General features: G+C 72.1%; 20 protein-coding genes. 13 read left to right on the top strand and 7 right to left on the bottom strand.

Annotated elements, in window-relative coordinates:
• The 7 genes from ABT369_RS37860 to ABT369_RS37830 all read left to right on the top strand — a co-directional run.
• A partial coding sequence (locus ABT369_RS37860; RefSeq protein WP_350619637.1) for a flagellar basal body-associated FliL family protein occupies positions 1 to 251 on the top strand: 251 nt, incomplete at its 5' end.
• A 149-nt stretch (positions 252 to 400) separates the two neighbouring features.
• Positions 401 to 1,366, top strand: coding sequence for a flagellar motor switch protein FliM (locus ABT369_RS37855; protein ID WP_350619635.1), 966 nt, complete (start codon positions 401 to 403; stop codon positions 1,364 to 1,366).
• Positions 1,363 to 2,112, top strand: coding sequence for a flagellar motor switch protein FliN (fliN, locus tag ABT369_RS37850; protein ID WP_350619633.1), 750 nt, complete (start codon positions 1,363 to 1,365; stop codon positions 2,110 to 2,112). The genes ABT369_RS37855 and fliN overlap by 4 nt, the downstream gene beginning before the upstream one ends.
• A 79-nt stretch (positions 2,113 to 2,191) precedes the next feature.
• Positions 2,192 to 2,440 carry a flagellar biosynthetic protein FliO gene (locus ABT369_RS37845; RefSeq protein WP_350619631.1) on the top strand — a complete coding sequence of 83 codons (249 nt, stop codon included), beginning with the start codon at positions 2,192 to 2,194 and terminating at the stop codon, positions 2,438 to 2,440.
• The gene (fliP, locus tag ABT369_RS37840) at positions 2,437 to 3,231 is read left to right on the top strand and encodes a flagellar type III secretion system pore protein FliP (RefSeq protein ID WP_350619629.1); all 795 of its coding nucleotides are present in this window, start codon (positions 2,437 to 2,439) and stop codon (positions 3,229 to 3,231) included. The genes ABT369_RS37845 and fliP overlap by 4 nt, the downstream gene beginning before the upstream one ends.
• Positions 3,232 to 3,246: 15 nt before the next feature.
• Positions 3,247 to 3,522: a flagellar biosynthetic protein FliQ gene (locus tag ABT369_RS37835; protein WP_350619627.1), complete on the top strand. Its 276-nt coding sequence runs from the start codon at positions 3,247 to 3,249 to the stop codon at positions 3,520 to 3,522.
• On the top strand, positions 3,512 to 4,279 hold the full coding sequence (locus ABT369_RS37830) for a flagellar biosynthetic protein FliR (RefSeq protein ID WP_350619625.1): 768 nt from the start codon (positions 3,512 to 3,514) through the stop codon (positions 4,277 to 4,279). Before ABT369_RS37835 ends, ABT369_RS37830 begins: the two co-directional genes overlap by 11 nt.
• Here ABT369_RS37830 and ABT369_RS37825 read toward each other — a convergent pair.
• Both ABT369_RS37825 and ABT369_RS37820 read right to left on the bottom strand, forming a co-directional pair.
• Complete coding sequence (locus tag ABT369_RS37825) at positions 4,269 to 5,345, bottom strand: EscU/YscU/HrcU family type III secretion system export apparatus switch protein (RefSeq protein WP_350619623.1); 1,077 nt, start codon at positions 5,343 to 5,345, stop codon at positions 4,269 to 4,271. The genes ABT369_RS37830 and ABT369_RS37825 overlap by 11 nt on opposite strands.
• 6 nt (positions 5,346 to 5,351) lie before the next feature.
• Positions 5,352 to 6,608 (bottom strand): EAL and HDOD domain-containing protein, encoded by a 1,257-nt coding sequence (locus ABT369_RS37820; protein ID WP_350619621.1) that lies wholly within the window; start codon positions 6,606 to 6,608, stop codon positions 5,352 to 5,354.
• 107 nt (positions 6,609 to 6,715) lie between these two features.
• Between ABT369_RS37820 and flhA the strand changes: the two genes are divergently transcribed.
• Positions 6,716 to 8,767 (top strand): flagellar biosynthesis protein FlhA, encoded by a 2,052-nt coding sequence (gene flhA, locus ABT369_RS37815; protein ID WP_350619619.1) that lies wholly within the window; start codon positions 6,716 to 6,718, stop codon positions 8,765 to 8,767.
• A gap of 322 nt (positions 8,768 to 9,089) precedes the next feature.
• Here flhA and ABT369_RS37810 read toward each other — a convergent pair whose 3' ends face one another.
• Both ABT369_RS37810 and ABT369_RS37805 read right to left on the bottom strand, forming a co-directional pair.
• A complete protein-coding gene (locus ABT369_RS37810) occupies positions 9,090 to 9,368 on the bottom strand; it encodes a hypothetical protein (RefSeq protein ID WP_350619617.1) in 279 nt (92 codons plus the stop codon).
• Between the two features lie 53 nt (positions 9,369 to 9,421).
• On the bottom strand, positions 9,422 to 10,261 hold the full coding sequence (locus ABT369_RS37805) for a hypothetical protein (RefSeq protein ID WP_350619615.1): 840 nt from the start codon (positions 10,259 to 10,261) through the stop codon (positions 9,422 to 9,424).
• A gap of 622 nt (positions 10,262 to 10,883) precedes the next feature.
• Between ABT369_RS37805 and ABT369_RS37800 the strand changes: the two genes are divergently transcribed.
• On the top strand, positions 10,884 to 11,669 hold the full coding sequence (locus ABT369_RS37800) for a hypothetical protein (RefSeq protein WP_350619613.1): 786 nt from the start codon (positions 10,884 to 10,886) through the stop codon (positions 11,667 to 11,669).
• Between the two features lie 10 nt (positions 11,670 to 11,679).
• A complete protein-coding gene (locus ABT369_RS37795; RefSeq protein WP_350619611.1) occupies positions 11,680 to 11,988 on the top strand; it encodes a hypothetical protein in 309 nt (102 codons plus the stop codon).
• A gap of 7 nt (positions 11,989 to 11,995) precedes the next feature.
• Here ABT369_RS37795 and ABT369_RS37790 read toward each other — a convergent pair whose 3' ends face one another.
• Positions 11,996 to 13,093: a hypothetical protein gene (locus ABT369_RS37790; RefSeq protein ID WP_350619609.1), complete on the bottom strand. Its 1,098-nt coding sequence runs from the start codon at positions 13,091 to 13,093 to the stop codon at positions 11,996 to 11,998.
• Between the two features lie 153 nt (positions 13,094 to 13,246).
• On the opposite strand from ABT369_RS37790, the gene ABT369_RS37785 reads away from it, so the two are divergent.
• Positions 13,247 to 14,383 carry an NAD(P)/FAD-dependent oxidoreductase gene (locus tag ABT369_RS37785; RefSeq protein ID WP_350619607.1) on the top strand — a complete coding sequence of 379 codons (1,137 nt, stop codon included), beginning with the start codon at positions 13,247 to 13,249 and terminating at the stop codon, positions 14,381 to 14,383.
• Between the two features lie 328 nt (positions 14,384 to 14,711).
• On the opposite strand, the gene ABT369_RS37780 is transcribed toward ABT369_RS37785, so the two are convergent.
• Complete coding sequence (locus tag ABT369_RS37780; RefSeq protein WP_350619606.1) at positions 14,712 to 15,089, bottom strand: hypothetical protein; 378 nt, start codon at positions 15,087 to 15,089, stop codon at positions 14,712 to 14,714.
• Between the two features lie 49 nt (positions 15,090 to 15,138).
• Between ABT369_RS37780 and ABT369_RS37775 the strand changes: the two genes are divergently transcribed.
• Both ABT369_RS37775 and ABT369_RS37770 read left to right on the top strand, forming a co-directional pair.
• Positions 15,139 to 15,609 (top strand): MarR family winged helix-turn-helix transcriptional regulator, encoded by a 471-nt coding sequence (locus ABT369_RS37775; protein ID WP_350619604.1) that lies wholly within the window; start codon positions 15,139 to 15,141, stop codon positions 15,607 to 15,609.
• 53 nt (positions 15,610 to 15,662) lie between these two features.
• Positions 15,663 to 17,393: a putative bifunctional diguanylate cyclase/phosphodiesterase gene (locus ABT369_RS37770; RefSeq protein WP_350619602.1), complete on the top strand. Its 1,731-nt coding sequence runs from the start codon at positions 15,663 to 15,665 to the stop codon at positions 17,391 to 17,393.
• Positions 17,394 to 17,496: 103 nt separating this feature from the next.
• Here ABT369_RS37770 and ABT369_RS37765 read toward each other — a convergent pair whose 3' ends face one another.
• A complete protein-coding gene (locus tag ABT369_RS37765) occupies positions 17,497 to 19,137 on the bottom strand; it encodes an alpha-amylase family protein (RefSeq protein ID WP_350619600.1) in 1,641 nt (546 codons plus the stop codon).
• Between the last annotated feature and the right edge of the window lie 46 nt (positions 19,138 to 19,183).

Here is a 19,183-nt window from a genome sequence, read left to right as displayed (position 1 = left end):
CCGACGGGCACTACCTGAAGCTCAAGATGACGCTGCAGGCCACCACCGAGGCCACCGAGGCGCCGGACGGCTCCAAGGCCCTCGACATCGCCATCGAGCAGTTCAGCAACCAGAGCGAGGACGCCCTGCTGACCGCCGACGGCCGCGACAAGGCCAAGAAGGCCCTGGTCGAGAAGGTCGTCAAGGCCTACACGGTGGACAAGAAGAAAGAGGTTATGGACGTGTACTTCACCACGTTTGTGATTCAGTAGCGGGAGGCACCGGTGCGGACCTGGAGGTTTCGGAGGAAACCTTCAGGTCCGTTTCGGCCGTTTTACGTCAACCTGCACCCGAAAAGACCGATGGTAAGAGAGTGACGCAGTCAACGTCCGCGACCGGGAGTGGTCGCACGCCGGGCAAGATGCACCGGCGTGGGTCCAAGAGTTCCGGACCCGAGCCGTATGACTTCCGCCGCCCGACCAAGCTCTCCCGGGAGCACATCCGGACGCTCCAGATCGCCTACGAGACCTTCGCCCGCCAGTACGCCACGCTGCTGACCACGAGCCTGCGCGCCGTGTCGTCGATCAGCCTGATCTCCATCGAACAGCTCACCTACGACGAGTACATCTCGAGCCTGTCGAGCCCGACGGTCGTCGCGATGTTCTCCATCGACCCCCTGCCCGGCACCGCCATCCTGGAGTTCTCCCTGAGCACGGCCATGGCCTGCATCGACCACATGCTGGGCGGCCCCGGCGGCCCCCAGCCACAGCGTCCGCTGAGCGACATCGAGATGCCGTTGCTGCACGGCCTCATCGATCGCACGCTCGGCGAGCTGCGGTATGCCTTCGAGGGCATCGTGGCGCTGCGGCCGCAGATGACGACGATCGAGTACAACCCCCAGTTCGCCCAGGCCGGAGCCACCTCCGACGCCGTGATCGTGTCGTCGTTCGAGATGCGCGTGGGCAGCGAGGAGTGCATGGCCACGATCTGCCTGCCGTTCGGGTCGATCTTCCCGAAGCTGCAGGGCGAGCGGGGCGACACGGTGCTGACCGACGCGCAGCGGGCGGCCCGCGAGGCCGCGTACCGTAATGTCGTCGCCGGCCTGGAGGGCGCGCCGATCGAGGTCTCCGTGCGGTTCCAGCCGGTGCGGATGCACCCCGCGGACCTGGTCGGGCTGCAGCCCGGCGACGTGGTCCCGCTGGCGCACTCGACCTCGACCCCGCTCGCCGTGGTCACCGCGGACATCACGTTCGCCTACGCCGTGCCCGGCGCGCAGGGCAACCGCCAGGCCTGCCTGGTGGTGCCGAGCCCCCAGCCGGGTCAGCGCCCCACCCACCGGCCCGCCGGACAACTCGGCATGAACCGCGCTGAGGAGACCAGCCGATGACGATCGGTACCAACGAGGCCACGCTGGCCCGTGCCGAGGCGGCCGCTCGGGCCGCGGTGGCACTGCTGCCCGCCAGCTCCCCGCTCTCCGTCGGCGTGCCGACGCAGAACGCGGACGACCTCGCCATCACCGGCCAGGCGGTCCGGGCCCGCTTCGCCGGGGCGGCACAGGGCGAGGTCGCGATCGTCGTCACGCAGGACCTCGTCGAGGCGCTCGCCAACTCGCCCATGGGCAGCCTGGACCTGAGCCAGGCGGTACGCCCGGCCCTGGAGGCGGCCGCGGCCGTCCTCGGGCCCGTCGTGGTCGACCCGGGCGAGCTGCTGCAGCCGGCGCAGGCCCTCACGGAGCTCGTCGCCGCCGGCGGCGTCCTGGTCCCGCTGGAGGCTGGTGAGCTCGGGGTCCAGGCCGTCGTCGGGCTCTCGGTCGCGGCGGAGGTGCTGGGCGCCGACGGCGGCGACGCCGGGGCGGCGGACCGTTCGGAGCGGGCCCGCGGCGGCCCGCCCGCGTTCGACCTGCTGCACGACGTCGAGATGGAGGTCACGGCCGAGCTCGGGCGGACCCGGATGAGCGTGCGCGAGCTGCTCTCCCTGGCCCCCGGCGCGGTGATCGAGCTCGACCGCGCCGCCGGCGGCCCGGCCGACCTGCTCGTCAACGGCCGGCTCATCGCCCGCGGCGAGGTGGTCGTGATCGACGAGAACTTCGGCATCCGGATCACCGAGATCGTCGGCCCGAGCGACCGGGCCTAGGACGGCAGCGACCACGATGGAACTCGTACTGCGCGTACTGTGCTCACTCACCGTAGTGTTCGCGATACTCTGGGCGTTGATGCGGATCGCCCGACGCCCGCTCGGCGGCCGCAGTGGAGGAGCCGTCACCGTGGTGGCACGCCAGCAGCTCAGCCGCGGCTCGTCCGTCGCGGTCGTCAAGGTCGCCGACCGGGCCCTCGTGCTCGGCGTCAGCGACGCGGGCGTCTCGCTGCTCGCCGACGCGGACGCCGCGCTCTTCCCGGAGCCACAGCCCGTCGAGAACCCGCTCGCCCCGGCGCTCAAGCTGATCCGCAAGAGCGCCTCGTGAAGCGTTTGGCTGCTGTCGTACTGCTGATGCTCGCGCTGTTCGTCCTGGCGTCCCCGGGCATCGCGGAGGCGGTTCCGACCCCGAAGCCGCCCGCCCCGCCGAGCGCCCCCGCGATCGACGGCAACCCCGACGGCAGCGTGAACATCGACGTCAACGGGGTCAAGCCGAGTCAGTCGATCACCATCCTGGTCGCCCTGACACTGCTGTCGGTCGCGCCGGCCCTGCTGCTCACGATGACCTCGTTCACGAAGGTCTTCGTCGTGCTCAGCATCACCCGCAACGCCATGGGCCTGAGCAACGTGCCGCCCAACCAGGTCATCGCCGGGCTGGCCCTGTTCATCAGCCTGTTCATCATGTCGCCGGTGCTCTCCGACGTGAACAAGGAGGGCGTGCAGCCCTACCTGCACGGCGAGAAGACCCAGTCCGTGGCGTTCAAGGAGGGCTCGGAGCCGCTGCGGAACTTCATGCTCAAGCAGACCCGCAAGGACGAGATCGCGCTCTTCACCAAGATCGCCGATCGGCCCGCCCCGAAGAACAAGGACGACGTGCCGCTGACGACGCTCATTCCCGCCTTCGTGCTCTCCGAGCTGCGGGCCGCGTTCATCATCGGCTTCGTCATCTACATCCCGTTCCTGGTGATCGACATGGTGGTCTCGGCCGCCCTGATGTCCCTGGGCATGATGATGCTGCCCCCGGTCACGATCGCCCTGCCCTTCAAACTGCTGCTGTTCGTGCTGGTCAACGGGTGGGGGCTGATCCTCACCGCGCTGGTGGCGAGCTATCGCGGCTGATTGCCGAGGTTCCACATGACCGATACGAAGATCATCGAGCTGGCCCTGCAGGCGATGACGATCGCCGCCAAGCTCGGCGGACCCATCCTGCTCACCTCGCTCGTCGTCGGCTTCGCGGTGTCGCTGTTCCAGTCGGTCACCCAGATCCAGGAGAGCACGCTGAGCTTCGTGCCGAAGGCGGCCGCGATCGGCGCCGCCCTGGTGATCGCCGGCAACTGGATGCTGCACGAGATGGTGGCGTACACCGAGCAGCTCTACGCCTCGATCCCCGCGCTGATCAATGGCGCTTGACCTCTCGCTGAGCACGGTCATCGCGATCCTGCTGGCCTCGATCCGGGCGGGCGTGTGGCTGGCCCTGTGCCCGCCGTTCAACAACAAGGGCACCCCGACGACGGTGAAGGGCCTGCTCTCCATCGCGATCGCGCTGCCGCTCGCCCCGAAGCTGGCCACCCAGGTGCCGTCGGAGATGTCCACGGGCTTCCTGGTCAGCAACGCGATCGAGCAGGCCGCGGTGGGGGCCGCGATCGCCTTCCTGACCATGCTGATCTTCGCCGCGACGCAGATCGCGGGCAACCTCGTCGACCTGGTCGGCGGGTTCACGCTGGCGTTCGCGATGGACCCGTTCTCCATGCAGGGCAACGCGGTCTTCGGCCGGTTCTACGGGCTCATCACGATGGCCCTCATGTACGCCACCGACGCCCACCAGCTGATCCTGCGCGGGTTCGCGGCGTCGTACACCGCGATCCCGCTCAACGGCACGATGTCGATGACCCACTTCACCCAGCTGGTGACCACGGGCGCCGGGCAGATGTTCCTGGCCGGCCTGCAGATCGCGGCGCCCCTGATCGCCATCATGCTCGCCGTGGACGTCGCGCTCGGTCTGCTGACCCGGGCCGCCCCGGCGCTGAACCCGTTCTCGTTCGGCTTCCCCGCGAAGATCTTCCTGACCCTGAGCATCGTGGGCACGGCCATGATGCTGCTGCCGAACGCGATGGCCAACCTGACCACCCAGTCGGTCAACCTGCTGCTGCGGCTCTTCAATCCGTAGGGGCCGTGTGCAGGCCCGCCGCCGAGCCCTTCGACTTGAGCATCATGATGAAGGCGAGCACGCGGGCGACGGCGCCGAAGAGCTCGGCCGGGATCTCGTCGCCGACCTCGCACGCGGCGTAGAGCGCGCGGGCGAGCGGGACGTCCTGCACCAGCGGCACCCGGTGCTCCGCGGCCACCTCGCGGATCTTCGCCGCCAGGAGCTCGGCGCCCTTCGCCACGACCTTCGGCGCGCCCTTGTCCGGCTCGTACTTGAGCGCCACCGCCACGTGCGTCGGGTTCACCACCACGACGTCGGCCTGGGACACGTCGGCCATCATGCGGCTGCGCGCCATCTGGTGCTGCCGGGCCCGGATCTGGCCCTTCACGTGCGGGTCGCCCTCGGACTTCTTGTGCTCCTCCTTGACCTCTTCCTTGGACATCTTCAGCTGCTTGTTCACCCGGCGGCGGGCCACGAAGTAGTCGGCGAAGGCGAGCACGAGACCGGTCGCGGCGGCGATCTGCACCACGTGCAGGACGGTGCTCGCGACCAGGCCGATGACGGTCTGCAGCGGTACCGTCGTCGCGGACAGCAGCGCGGGCACCAGACTCTTCATCGTGTTGTAGACGACCAGGCCGAGCACGAGCACCTTGGCCAGCGACTTCGCCGACTCCCACACGGCCTGGCCGCCGAAGGTCTTCTTGAGGCCCTTCACCGGGTTGAGGCGCTTGAAGTCCGGCTTGAACAGCTTCGTCGCCGGGCGCAGGCCGCCCTGGGCCGCGGCCGCGAGGATGGCGAACGCGAAGAGCCCGACGGTGATCGGCGCGGCGATGACGAGCATGTCCTTCGCGCCCGACTTCGCCAGCTCCAGCGCCTTGGCCGGCTCGGGGTCGGTGAACGCCTGCGTGCCGCGCTGGAACATCGCCTGGGTGCGGGTCGCGAGCTCGCGGGCCATCATCGGCAGCAGGAAGCTCGCGAGCATTACCCCGCCCCACGCGCCCAGGTCCGGGGTGCGGGCCCGGGTGCCCTCGCGCCGCGCCTGCCGCTTCTTCTGCTCGGTAGGCTGCTCGGTCTTCTCGCCGGCCATCGGCCACTACCCCGCGCTGGTGCCCAGCGCGCCCTCGATGGTCTTCATCGACCAGCCCACCGCGGACAGATAGGCCTTCGCCAGCTCACTCGAGGAGACCGGGGACGCCGCGAGGGCCTGCTCGTCGGCGAGCTCGTAGGCGCGCACGGTCGCGAGCACCTGGCCGAGCCGGCCGTGCCCGTCGACGAGCGCCTCCACGATCTCCACGGCCAGCGGCAGCCGGTTCGCGATCTCGGCGATCGGCTCGGCGATGAGCTCGGCCACCCCGGCGAGCAGCCCGACGGTGAACGCCGCCTCCCCCGACAGCCCGAGCCGCTCGGCGACCGTCTGGCACAGCCGGGCCCGGGCCATCGTGCTGGACAGCTGCTCCTCGCTGGCCGACTCGGCGACGTCGCTGACGAGCATGAGCGCGGCCCACTGGCGGATCTTCGCCGAGCCCAGCAGCACCACGGCGTCACGCACGGACGAGACCCGGCGCGGCAGCCCGCTCGCGGCCGAGTTCGTCGCGCGCAGCACGCGGTAGGACAGGGCGGGGTCGTTCTGCACGATCGTCACGACCTTGGCGAGGTCGGCGTCCTCGGCCGTCACGGCGCCGAGCAGCTCCAGCCGGCGCAGCCGCGACGGGGACAGGGCGACGGCGCTGAGCACCTGAGGCCGGCCGACCGCGTAGCCCTGCAGCAGGTCGAAGCCGAACCGCTTGGCGAGCAGGATGTGCTCCTCGGTCTCCAGGCGCTCCGCGACGAGCTTCACCCCGGGGTACCGCCGGCACTGCTCCACCACCTCGGCCAGCTCCTCGGGCTCCCGGATCAGCAGGTCGAGCTTCACGTAGGCGGCCAGCCCCAGCAGCCGCTCGTGCCCGAGGCCGAAGACGAAGTCGTCGAGCGCGATCTCGTAGCCCTGCTCGACGAGGCGGGCCGTGCCCGACAGCACCGGCCCGTCGATCTCGACGGTCTCGAGGATCTCCAGGATCGCGTGGTCGGGGTCGAACGGCAGCGGCAGGTCCCCGACCAGGAACTCCCGCGTCAGGTTGATGAAGCACTTGCGCCCGCCGACGAGCTGCTCCAGGCCGAACTCGGTGAACGCGTTGACGATGACCTGGCTGGTGGCGTAGGAGCTGCGGCGGGTGGCCTCGAGGTCCTCGGCGGCGCCGCGGAATAGCAGCTCGTAACCCACGACGTGCCCGCCCCAGTCGTAGATGGGCTGGCGGCCGATGTGCACGAGCTGGGTGGAGTCGGTGCGGGAGGAGGTTGTTGCGGGCTGCACGCCTCACCGATCGGCACCGGGCGGCGCAACCGAAGGAAAACCCTCAGAAGTACCCGTTCGCCACCGATCAGTAGGACAACGACCAGGCCGGAGAGGAACAGCGGGCGGTGCCGAAGCGGCTTTCGCAGTACGTGGTGCCGATCGGCATCGTGCTGATCATCCTCATGATGGTCGTGCCGCTGCCCTCGTTCATCCTCGACGCGCTGATCGCCGCGAACATCACCCTCGCGCTCGTGATCGTGCTGGTCAGCATGTACGTCAAGCGCGCGCTCGAGTTCTCCTCGTTCCCGTCGCTGCTGCTCATCGCGACGCTGTTCCGGCTGGCCCTGAACATCAGCGCGACCCGGCTGGTGCTCACCAACGGCTTCGCCGGCAACGTGATCGACGCGTTCGGCCACTTCGTCGTCGGCGGCTCGCTCATCGTCGGCCTGGTCATCTTCCTGATCCTGTTCATCATCCAGTTCATCGTCATCACCAAGGGCGCCGAGCGGGTCGCCGAGGTCGGCGCCCGGTTCACCCTCGACGCGATGCCCGGCAAGCAGATGGCGATCGACGCGGACCTCAACGCCGGGCTCATCGACGAGGCGACCGCGCGCAAGCGGCGCACCGAGATCACCTCCGAGGCCAGCTTCTACGGCGCCATGGACGGTGCCTCGAAGTTCGTCAAGGGCGACGCGATCGCGGCCATCATCATCACGCTGGTCAACCTGATCGGCGGCTTCGCGATCGGCATGCTCCAGCGGGGGTTGTCGCCGGCCGACTCGATCTCGACGTACTCGCTGCTGTCCGTCGGCGACGGCCTCGTCTCGCAGATCCCGGCGCTGCTGCTGTCGGTCGCCACCGGCCTCATCGTCACCCGCTCCGCCAACGACGGCGACATGGGCTCGACGGTCAGCAAGCAGCTCAGCCAGCACCGCACCGCGATGCTCATCGCCGGCGGCGCGGCCCTGGCCCTGTGCCTGGTGCCGGGCCTGCCGAAGCTGCCGTTCCTGCTGGCCGGCGGCGGGGTGCTGATCATCGCACTGCGGCTGCCGAAGAAGGTCGAGCCGTCGGCGGAGGAGCAGGCCGAGCTGGCCGCCGCCGAGGCCGAGGCGCCGCCGCCCGACCCGACCGAGGTGCTGCTGGGCGAGATGCGCGTCGACCCGCTCGAGCTCGCCCTCGCCCCCGACCTGGTCGACCTCGTCGAGGCCAGCGGCGGCGACCTGCTGGAGCGGGTGCGGGCGCTGCGCCGCAAGGTCGCCCTGGAGCTGGGCATCGTGATGCCGCCAGTGCGCACGCGCGACGACCTGGATCTGCCGCTGTCGACGTACGCGGTGCGGATCAGCGGCGTCGAGGTCGGCCGCGGCATGGCCCCGCCCGGCACCGTGCTGGCGATCGGCGACGGCCTGGACTTCCTGCCCGGCCGGGCCGGCGTCGAGCCCGTCTTCGGCCTGGCCGGCAAGTGGGTCCCGGCGGAGCTGCGGCACCAGGCCGACCTCACCGGCGCGACGGTCGTCGACCGCGCGTCGGTCATCATCACCCACCTGGCCGAGATCGTCCGCGTGCACGCGAGCCGGCTGCTCGGCCGCGAGGACGTGCGCGCGCTCGCCGAGGTGGTCCGGCGCTCGCACCCGGTCGTCGTGGAGGAGCTCACCCCCGCGGTGCTCAGCCTCGGCCAGGTCCAGCAGGTCCTGCACGGCATGCTCGACGAGGGCGTGCCGATCCGCGACCTGGTGCGCATCTTCGAGGCGCTGTCGCTACAGGCCAAGCAGTCCACCGACCCGGACGCGCTGCTGGAGGCGGCCCGCGCCTCGCTCGGCCCCGCGATCGCGAACCGCTATTCGCAGGACGGCACGCTCACCGCCATCACCCTGGAGCCGAGACTGGAACAGCAATTGCTGGAATCCATGCGCCCCACCGACAGCGGCCTGCAGCTGCTCATCGACACCGGCCGTGCCGAATCGATTCTGGCCGACCTCACGCGCCTCACCGAACAAGGCGAGGAACGCGGCGTGAGCCCGGTGCTCGTGTGTTCGCCACAACTGCGCAACGCACTGCGCCGCCTGGTGCAGATGGCGCTTCCGCGTTTGCCGGTTTTGTCGTACTCAGAGATCACCGGGAGTACGCTGCGAATTGAGACTATTGGGGTGGTGAACGGTGCCTACCCGGTTGCTGCTTGAGGGTCGTGACCTCGAGGAACTGCTCGCGCAGGTGCGCGACGAACACGGGCCCGACGCTGTCATCATCTCGGCCGAAAAGGTCCGTTCCGGTGGCGTCGGCGGGCTTTTCGGCACGCAAAAATACGAGCTGACGATCGAGGTTCCGGATTCCTCGAAATCCGCGGAATCCGTTTCCGTCCCCGCTGAGACCACTGAATCATCCGCCGCGCCGACGGTCCAGGACGACACGCCGAAACGCCAGATCACTATCGAGGATCTGGCCGCGATGGCCGATGCGGCGGAGCGGCGCGGGGAAAACCCGACCGCGGCTTCCGCATTCGCGTCATTGCTGGCCGAGGCCCAGGAAAGCGCGGCAACGGTACGGCCCGATCGCCCGGCAACCGCCGCCGACGCCCTCAACCGCCTGCTGGCCGCGGAACATTCGGGCCCGAAAGACCCCGCGCCCGAGCCCGCGGCGCCGTCGGTGCGCCCCTTCCGGCCCGGCGCCGAGCAGCCGGTCGCGAAGCTTGGCCTGCGCCCGCCTCCGCCTCCGGCCGCCGCTCAGGCCAACACCCAGGCCGCCCAGGCTGCTCAAGCCGCCCAGGCCGCTCAGGCTGCTCAAGCCGCTCAGGCTGCTCAGGCTGCTCAGGCTGCTCGGGCCGCTCAAGCCACGGCTCAGCCCGGCGCGCCTGCCTCCGCCTCCGCCGCGCTAGCGTCCGCCGCGCCGTCCACGGCTCCTGCGAAGTCGGCTCCGGTCAAGGCCGCGACCCCTCCGGCCGCCGCCGAGAAGCCGCCGGCGAAGGCCGCCTCGCCCGCGGCCAAGGCGCCGGCCACACCGGCTCCGCCCGCGGCCAAGGCGCCCACGGCACCGACTCCGGCCGCGACCGTCACGCCGCCCGAAGCCAAGCGGCCCGAGGCGAAGCGGCCCGAGGTCAAGCCGCCGGTGAAGGCCGCCGCTCCCCCGCCCGCCACGCCGGCCGCGCCACCCGCCGGCTGGACCCCCGCGACGCCGCCGAGCATCCGCCCGGCCTCGCCGCCCGCGTCCGCCTCCGCGCCGCCCGCTTCGTCCGCGCCGCACGCTTCCGCGCCGCCTGCTTCCGCGCCGCCCGCTTCGTCCGCGCCGCACGCTTCCGCGCCGCACGCTTCGTCGGCGCCGCACGCTTCCGCGCCGCCTGCAGCTTCGGCGCCCGCGTCCGCGCCGCCCGCAGGCTGGGCGCCCGCGCCCGCGCCCTCCGCGTTCGCGCCCTCCGCGGCTGCGACGTCCGCGGCTGCCTCGGCGCCCCCGGCCGCGCGCTCTGCGGCTGCAACGCCCGCGGCCTTCTCGGCGCCGCCGTTCGCGCCCGGGGCCAAGACGCCGGCCGCAGTGCCGCCACCGCCCGCCCGGCCTGCCGTGCCGCCACCGCCCGCCCGGCCTGCCGTGCCGCCACCGCCCGCCCGGCCTGCCGTGCCGCCACCGCCCGCCCGGCCCGATGTGCTGGCGGCCGCGCGGTTCGAACTGCCGGATCCCCCGGCCATCGACGTGGACTGGAGCCAGCTCGAGCGGCTCGACGCCTGGGCCGAGGCCGAGCACTGGGGCGCGCGGGTCTCGGACCCGCCGTCCTGGCTCCGGGGCCGCACCGAACGCCCCGCGGCCGCGGCGAGTCTGTCCGCCGCCGCGTGGGGCCGGGCGACGGCGGGCTGGGGCCCTCCGCCGCCGGTGGGTTCGCCGATGCCGACCGGGGACGCGCTGCGCAGCGCGTCCGGGCGGCCGGTCGGCCGGGGCGCGCGGTACGCCCCGCCGCACGAGCCGTCCGCGCCGTCGCACTTCGGTCGCGACACGCCCGCACGGTTCGGCCGCGGGCGGACCGGCCCACAACCGCCGCCGGCCCGCGCAGCGTCGCCCGGGCTTCTGGGCGGTGCCTTCCCGCGGGGCCCGGTACCCCCGCCGCCGGCCCGCGCAGCGCCGCCCGGACTTCTAGGTGGCGACTTCCCGCGGGGCCTGGTGCCCCCGCCGCCGGCGTGGACCGGCGGGGCGCGGCCCACCGGGCCGCCCGGACCGCTCGGCTTGCCGCACGGGCACGCCGATGCCGCAGCAGATGGACCTACCCGTTCCGAGCCGGCCCAGTTCCGGCCGACCGATTCCCGGCAGGAGTCCCGAATGCCTGTTGAAGCGACCGCCACGGTGGAGAAGCCGCGCACGCCGCCCGCAAGCGAGCGGCTCGGCGCCTACGCCCAAGCGTCCGCGGCCGCCGAGGCCGCCATGGCCGAGAAGGCCGACCGCCCGAACGGCGCCGGCGCGAGCGAGCTGGCGCACAAGTTGGAGTCGCTGGGGGTGCCGACGGACATCTCCGTCCGCGCGGCCGCCGGCGACACCTACGGCGCGATCGTCGAGGCCTTCACCGCGCTGCCCGTCGCCGACCCCGCGCCGGACGCGCCGGGCGAGACGCTGATCGTGGTGGGCGAGTCGACCCACGCGATGGAGGTGGCCCGGTTCGTGGCCGAGGCCCAGCGGCTCGACGCCGAGCACATCCTCTTCGCCGGGCGCAACGCGGCCGCGGCCGGGATCGACGGCAAGCGGCGCATCACCGGCGCGCACGACGCCCGTCTGTGGGCCAAGAAGCTGCGCAAGTCCGACGCGTCGAGCGTGGTCGCGGTCGAGGCGGCGCTGGACGAGGCCGGCTGGGCCGCGTCGATCGTCGAGGCCGTGCGCCCGGTCGCGGTGTGGGTCGTCGTCGACGCCAGCCGCAAGACCTCCGACGTCGCGCACCACCTGCAGGGCCTGCGCCGCGTCGACGCGATCTGCCTGCGCGGCACCGGCTCCAGCGGCGACCCGGCGAGCCCGCTGTCCCTGCGGGTGCCGGTGGCCCTGCTGGACGGCCGCCCGTCGACCCCGTTCCAGTGGGCCGCGATGCTCTGCGAGCGGCTGAGCCTGGTGGGAGGCTGAGGTGCTCGGCATGGCGCGGTACTCGACGCTGCTCCTGGCGTTGCTGATCGCGTCGCCGGCCCTCTACGCCGGCTTCGTCACCCACCAGCTCGACATGAAGACCGCGCTGCTGCGCCTGCTCATCGCGGTGCCGGTGGCCGCCATCATGCTGGCTGTGTTCCGCATGATCACACGAGGGTACGGTCAGGAGCCCGAGCCACCCACCCGCCCCGACGCCACCACGGGCGAAGCGACGGCACCGGGCACCGGCGAGCCGCTACGCGCCGAGGCGGTCGCGGGCGAACCGTTCCCGCAACGCCGCTCGGAGGACAACACCTAGGCCGGCCCTAGATGTCGGTGACCTGTCGCTGTCGCAACCCGTACCGGCTCGCGACCGGGTTCCACACGCCCAGGAACCGGGTCTTGGCGTCGGTGGCGTTCTTGGACTGGTTCTGGGCCTCCTGGTAGTCGGACTCCCCGCCGCCGCCGCACCCGCTGGCCTGCTGCGCCTTCCCCCACGGCACGTAGCTGCGGTCCGCGGCGAGCGAGAACCCGAGCGACTCCTTGAGCATCGCGCGCACCTGCTCGCCCTCGGGAATCGCCGCCAGGTCGAACCGGGTGACGCTGTCGATCTGGGACTGCCGCTCGGTGCCGACCGTCTGCATGTCCGCGATCGCCTTGTCGAACAGCGTGCACTTGCCCACGAGGTCGATCGCGGCGTTGAGCTTCGTACGGCTGGCCACGCTCGCGTCGAGCAGCGCGTCGACCGCCGCCGCCTGCGCCTTGGGATCGCCGCCGCCGGTCGTCTGCGCCGCCGAGGTCGGCCCCGGCGCCGGCCCGGTCGTGGTGGGCCCCGGCACCGGCGCGCCTGACGACGATGACGCGGCCGCCGAGCCGCCCGGGCCGCCGGTGAGCTTCACGACGGCGATCACGGTGCTGGCGATGACGAGCACGACGACGATGACGGTGAGCGGCAGCAGCACGCGGCCGCGGTTGGGCTTGAGCGGCTGGTAGTAGCCCGGCTGCGGCGACCCGGAGACGGGCGTGACGGAGATCGGCGTCGGGGAGACCGGCATGCCCGAGTAGGGCGCGCCGGACACGGGAGGCACCTGGGGATACCCGGCCGCCGGGTACTGCTGCGGATAGGCCACGGGTGCGGGCTGACCTGGGCCGCCCGGGTAGGGCGCCGACGGCGGTGGTGGCGGCGGGAACTGCACCCCGGGTGGCGGCGGGAACTGGGCGGGCGGCGGCGCGAACTGCTGGGCCGGCGGCGGCGCGAACTGGGCGGGCGGCGGCATCGCGCCCTGGTCGGAGATCGGATGCACGTCATAGGCGACGGGTGATCCGGGGTATGCGCCCGCCGCGGGCGTCAACGCCGATCCGCACTGCGCGCACTGGGTGGCGGCGGGGTCGTTGCCCGGAAAGTAGCAAGTTGGGCAGGGCATGCCGCGAGCGTAGTCACCCGCGACAATCACCGTGAACCCCCGTGCGTCCTCCGTCGGCGGCGATTCGATGTACATGGGGCGGACGGACGGCCGGGGTCGTTCCGCCAAGCCGCCACCCGGCCACTCCCCCGGGTCTGTGGCACGCTCGTGCCCATGGATACCGGCGGCGATCGCTTCGACGTGGCCGTGGTCGGCGCGGGCCCCGCGGGCGCGGCGGCAGCCCTGGCCGCGCGGCGGGCCGGTGCGACGGTCCTGCTGCTGGACAAGGCGGCGTTCCCCCGGGACAAGCCCTGCGGCGACGGGATCGCCCCGCACGCCCTGGACGTGCTGGCCGATCTGGGCGTCTCCCCGCTGTCGCCGGAGTTCGCCCCCGTCCCGGCGCTGCGGCTGCGCGGCCCGGGCGGCGGCGAGGTGGCCCGGCCGCACGCGCGCCCGGCGTACACGATTCCCCGGACGGTCTTCGACCACCGCCTGGCCGAGGCCGCCCGGCAGTCCGGCGCGACCCTGGTCGAGCACACCGTCCGGCGGATCGAGGACCGCGGCGACCACGCCGTGCTCGACGGGGAGATCCGGGCGGGCGCCGTGGTGGGCGCGGACGGCGCCTACTCCCTGGTCCGCAGGGCGCTGGGGTTCGCGCCGAACGGCCCCGGCCACCTGGCCCTGGCCATCCGCGGCTACGCCCACGCCCCGGACCTGCCGGCCGAGCAGCGCATCGTCACCACCGAGTCGGGCTGGCCCGCCTACGCCTGGGCGTTCCCGATCGGCGACGGCCGCGCGAACATCGGCTACGGCGAGGTCCTCCGCGACGGCCCGCTCACCCGCCGCCGCCTCCTCGACCGCCTGGCCGAGCTGCTGCCCGACGTCGACACCGCGGCCGCCACGGACCTGCGCGCCCACCACCTGCCCCTGTCCACGCACCGCCCGCCCCCGGCCGGCGGCCGCCTCCTGCTGGCCGGGGACGCGCTGTCGCTCATCAACCCGTTCACCGGCGAGGGCATCTTCTACGCGGTGCTCTCCGGCGCCCTGGCCGGCGCGGCCGCGGCCCACGGGGACGACCCGGCGGGCCGCTACCGCCGGGCCCTGCGCGACCGGCTCGGCCCGCACCTGCGCCACTCGCGGGTGGCCGCGGCGCTGAGCCAGCGCCGGTGGGTCGTCGACGCGGCCGTCCGCGCCGCCGGACGCGACCAGCGGGTCTTCGACGCCCTGATCGAGCTCGGCCTCGGCGACGGCCGCCTGGCCCCGCACACCCTGACCGCGATCGCCCGCGCCATCCCGGCCCGCCGACACTGAGCACCGCCACCCGCGCCATCCCGGCCCGCGGACACTGAGCACCGCCACCCGCGCCATCCCGGCCCGCGGACACTGAACACCGCCACCCGCGCCATCCCGGCCCGCGAACACTGAACACCGCCACCCGCGCTCTCATGGCCCGTCGGCACTGAACACGACGGTCCGCGACATCCACCGCATGGTGCAACGCATCGAGACAAGCGACATTTCGCCTGTCGGGGTATAAATCCGATATGTTGCGGCACGAAGTGCCCGACATATCGCCCTCTCAGGGCAGCCGCCCCGGCACTTGCGCAGGCCGAGGACCAAGGTGGGGTTTGCCGGACAGTCAGGCGGCGGCCGGGAGGTTGTCCACCATGGCCGCCAGCGTGCGAACCGCGAGCACATAGGACTCGTCCGCCACGCCGGTCATGCTGACCTCGCGAATCCGGCCCACGGACGACGCGATCTCGGCCCGGGCCTCCTCCCCCGCCGGAGTCACCGTCCCGTCCGCGAGCGTCCAGCCACGAGCCGTCAGGTCCGCCACGACATCCGCGTACGAGCGCGCGCCCGCATCCCAGAACGGCGCGTCCGGGCCGAGGCCGTTCAGCACCTGCCAGTCGCGCCGCGTGGCGCCCGAGGACGACAGGGCCGCCGCGAACGCCAGTTCCAGGCGGCGGTCCAGCTCGCGCAGCCAGTACCCGATCGGACGCTCCTCCGGTCGCATGGGACACTCCCCTCAACAGCATGCCGATAGAATGTAGATAACAAAAATTATGCATAACGGCGACGCGGACGACAAGGTGCTCAAAGCCATCGAGGCGGCCATGGTCGACATTCGGCGGCGGCAGACCCGGCGGGCCCTGGCCCGCAGCGAGCCGGAGGCCGACCCGGCGCTCTTCGACGTCGTGGACGCGGTCGAGGACGGCGAGGCGCGCGGCGCGCCGGTCACGGTGACGGACATCGCAGCCGCGCTCGACGTCGCCCAGCCGCGGGCCAGCAAGCTCGTCGCCGCCGCGGTCGAGGCCGGGCTGATCAGGCGCGAGGCGGACCAGAAGGACGGTCGGCGGGCCCTGCTCGCACTCACCGTGGCCGGCCGCGAACTCTGCGAACGCGTCCACGAGGTGCGGCGGAGACGGTTCGCCGCGGCCACCCGGAACTGGTCGAAGATCGACCGGGCCGCATTCGCGCAGCTCCTGACGCGGTTCGTCGACGGGCTCACGGAAACGGAGCCAGAACGACACTGAGCGTCGATTCAACGTGGGGCCGCGGTGCAGTAATCTTCGCCGGGGGTGATGGAGTGGCGCGCTCGGACGGCCAAAGCGATGCCGCCATCGATCCTGCGCTGTCGCAGCTCGCCCGGCAGTGGCTCGCCGCGGTGCGGCAGACCAGCTACCTCGACCTGAGCGCCGAGGCCCTGCAGCGGTTCTTCGAGCGGCAGACCGTACAGCTGACGGATGCCCTCGGCACCGGGGACGCCGCGGCCGCCGAGGAGGTCGGGGCCGCCCTGATCCAGATCGGCCTCAACAGCCCGGAGGCCCTGCAGCGCTCGATCGGCGTGCTGACCCCCACGGCGACGGGCGACGTGATCGGCGGGTTCGCGGCCGGGTTCGCGCGGGCGCAGCGGCAGAAGATCCTCGACGACCAGGAGCGCATCCGGCGGGCGTGGACCCGCGCGCTCACCGACGCCGAGCACAGTCTCCAGCGCGAGCTGCACCACCAAGCCCACCACGACCCGCTCACCGGGCTGCCCAACCGCGTGCTCCTCTACGGCCACCTCGCCGAGGCGCTGCGCGACGCCGAGGAGGGCTCCCGGATCGGGGTGTGCTTCCTCGACCTCGACGAGTTCAAGACCATCAACGACACACTCGGGCACGGCTACGGCGACGAGCTCCTGGTCGCCCTGGCCGACCGGCTGCGGGGCTGCGTCAACGCGGCCGGGCATTTCGTGGCCCGGGTCGGCGGCGACGAGTTCGTCGTCGTGGCGCGCGACACCAAGGGCCCCGACGAGCTGACCGAGCTGGCCGAGGCGATGCTCGCGGCGCTGGCCAAGCCGGTGCGGCTCGACGGCCACGAGCTCGCTGTCTCGGCCAGCATCGGCATCGTCGAGCAGGCCGCGCGCGGGGCGGAGCCGGAGGAGCTGCTGCGGGCCGCCGACGCGACGCTCTATCTCGCCAAGGCCGACGGCCGCGCCCGCTACGCCGTCTTCGACGAGCAGCGCAACGCCCAGCAGCTGCTGCGGTACGGGTTGACCGGACGGCTCTCGGGCGCCCTGGACCGGGGCGAGTTCGAGCTGGTCTACCAGCCGCTGGTGGGCCTGGCCGACAACCGGCTGCACGGCGCCGAGGCCCTGCTGCGCTGGCGGCACCCCGAGCTGGGCACCGTCTCGCCCAACACGTTCATCCCGGTCGCCGAGCAGTCCGGCATGATCCTGCCGCTGGGCCGGTGGGTGCTGCGCGAGTCGTGCCTGGCCGCGGCCGCGTGGCAGCGCAGCCACCCCGGGCACCCGCTGCTGATCAGCGTCAACGTCTCGCCCCGGCAGTGCTCCGACCCGCGGCTGCTCGACGACGTGCGCGCGGCGCTGGCCGAGTCCGGGCTGGACCCGGCCAACCTGCAGCTGGAGCTGACCGAGACGGTGCTCATGCAGGAGACCGGGCGGCCGGTGCAGACCCTGCGCCAGCTGGCCGACCTCGGCGTGCGGATCGTCATCGACGACTTCGGGATCGGCTACTCCAACCTCGCCTACCTGCGGCACCTACCGGTGCACGGGCTCAAGCTGGCCGGCGCGTTCATGGCCGGCATCCGCAAGCTGGAGAGCGACCACGTCGACGAGCAGATCGTCGAGACCGTCATCCGCCTCGCGCACACGCTGCAGATGACGGTCACCGCCGAGGGGATCGAGACCGCGGACCAGGCCGCCCGGCTGGCCGCGCTCGGCTGCGATCTCGGCCAGGGCTGGCACTTCGGCCGGCCGGTCGAGCCCGCCCGGATCCCGCTCGGCGCGGCCGCCAGTGGGCTCCCGAGGGACTGATAGAAGGCCAGGGCGACCAACCGCGGGCCTGGCAGCGACGGCGCGCCAGCGCCGAGCGGTGTCTGGCGGGAGCGACGGTCCGCACCACCGCGGACCCGAGCCCTTACACGTTCTGCCGCCGCAGCCTGATCCAGCGATACCCATAAGGCCCGAGCGACAGCTCGGAGAGGTCACCCACCTCCGGATACGCCTTGTCGCCGAACACCTCGTTGGGGTGGTTGGTCTCAGGGAAGAGCTCGTGCAGGTCCAGCACGGCGTCCTCGGTGCCGAGGTTGTGCAGGAAGAGCATGGAGCCGGTGGGCCCGTCGGCCCGGTGCGCCAGCACGCCCTGCGGCAGCGTCCGGTCGATGACCGAGCACGTGCCGTTGCCGACCTCCGGGCTCTCCCGCAGCGTCCGGATCATGCGCTCGAACCAGGCGAGCAGGGACTTGTCGTCCTCGCGCTGGGCGGTCACATTGATCTTCTGGTACGAGTACTCACCCTTGCTGATCACCGGCCGGACGGGCTCGGCCGCCGAGAACCCGGCGTTCTTGGCGAAGGACCACTGCATCGGGGTGCGGATGGCATAGCGGCCCTTCAGCGACAGGTCCTCCCCCATGCCGATCTCCTCGCCGTAGCGCAGCACGGGCGTGCCGCGCATGCTGAACTGCAGCGAGTACGCGAGCTCGATGCGCGCCCGGTCGCCGTCCAGCATCGGGGCGAGCCGGCGGCGGATGCCGCGGTCGTAGAGCTTCATGTCCGGGTCGGGGCCGAACTCGGCGAAGACGTCCTCGCGCTGGTCGGCGGTGAGCCGGGACAGGTCGATCTCGTCGTGGTTGCGCAGGAACGTGGCCCAGTGCCCGCCCGGCGGCAGGTGCGGCGTGGAGCGCAGCCACTCGATGACCGGCTCGGGGTTCTGCCGGGCCAGGGCGAGCACCAGCCGCCCGTTGAGCATGAAGTCGAAGAGCATGTGGATGCGGTTGCCGGTGCCGCCGGCGTCGCCGAAGTACTGCGGAAGCTTCTCCGGCTCGACGTTCGCCTCGGCCAGCAGCATCGCGTCGCCGCGTCGCCACTGCACGTGGGAGCGCAGCTCCGAGAGGTAGCCGAAGTCCAATGGGCTTTCCGGGTCGCCGGGCTCGGTGAGCTCGATGATGAACGGCACCGCGTCCATGCGGAACCCGGCCACGCCGAGCTGGATCCAGAACGCGAGGATCTTCTTGATCTCGGAGCGGACCTGCGGGTTGCTGAAGTTCAGGTCGGGCTGGAAGTCGTAGAAGCGGTGGTAGTACCAGGCGCGCGCCCTGCGGTGGTACGTCCACGTCTCGGACTGCTCGCCGGGGAACACCATGCCCTGGTGGCGGTCGCTGGGCTCCTTGGCCGACCACACGTACCAGTCGCGGTAGGGCGAGTCCGGGGAGGAGATCGCGGACTGGAACCACGGGTGCTCGTCGGAGGTGTGGTTCACCACCAGGTCGATCATAACCTTGATGCCGCGGTTCGCGGCCTGGTGCAGCAGCTCGGCGAAGTCGCCGAGGGTGCCCAGCCGGGGATCGACGTTGTAGAAGTCGGTGACGTCGTAGCCGTCGTCCTTGCCGGGCGTCGGATGGATCGGGCTGAGCCACAGGCAGTTGACTCCGAGCCTGGTCAGATAGTCCAACCGGCCGATGAGACCCTGAAAGTCGCCGATGCCATCGCCGTTGGAGTCCTGGAACGTCTCGACGTCCAGGCAATAGATGACACTCTCGGTGTACCACCGCTCGCCCATGGATGAACGGGTAACCGAATCGGGCTCACCTCAAACGCGCGCTTGC

This window comes from Dactylosporangium sp. NPDC000244 (genome assembly GCF_040300725.1).
In the GTDB taxonomy this organism is placed as follows: Bacteria; Actinomycetota; Actinomycetes; order Mycobacteriales; family Micromonosporaceae; genus Dactylosporangium.
The sequence above is the reverse complement of the archived record's forward strand: the minus strand, read 5'-3'. Positions and strand labels throughout refer to the sequence as shown.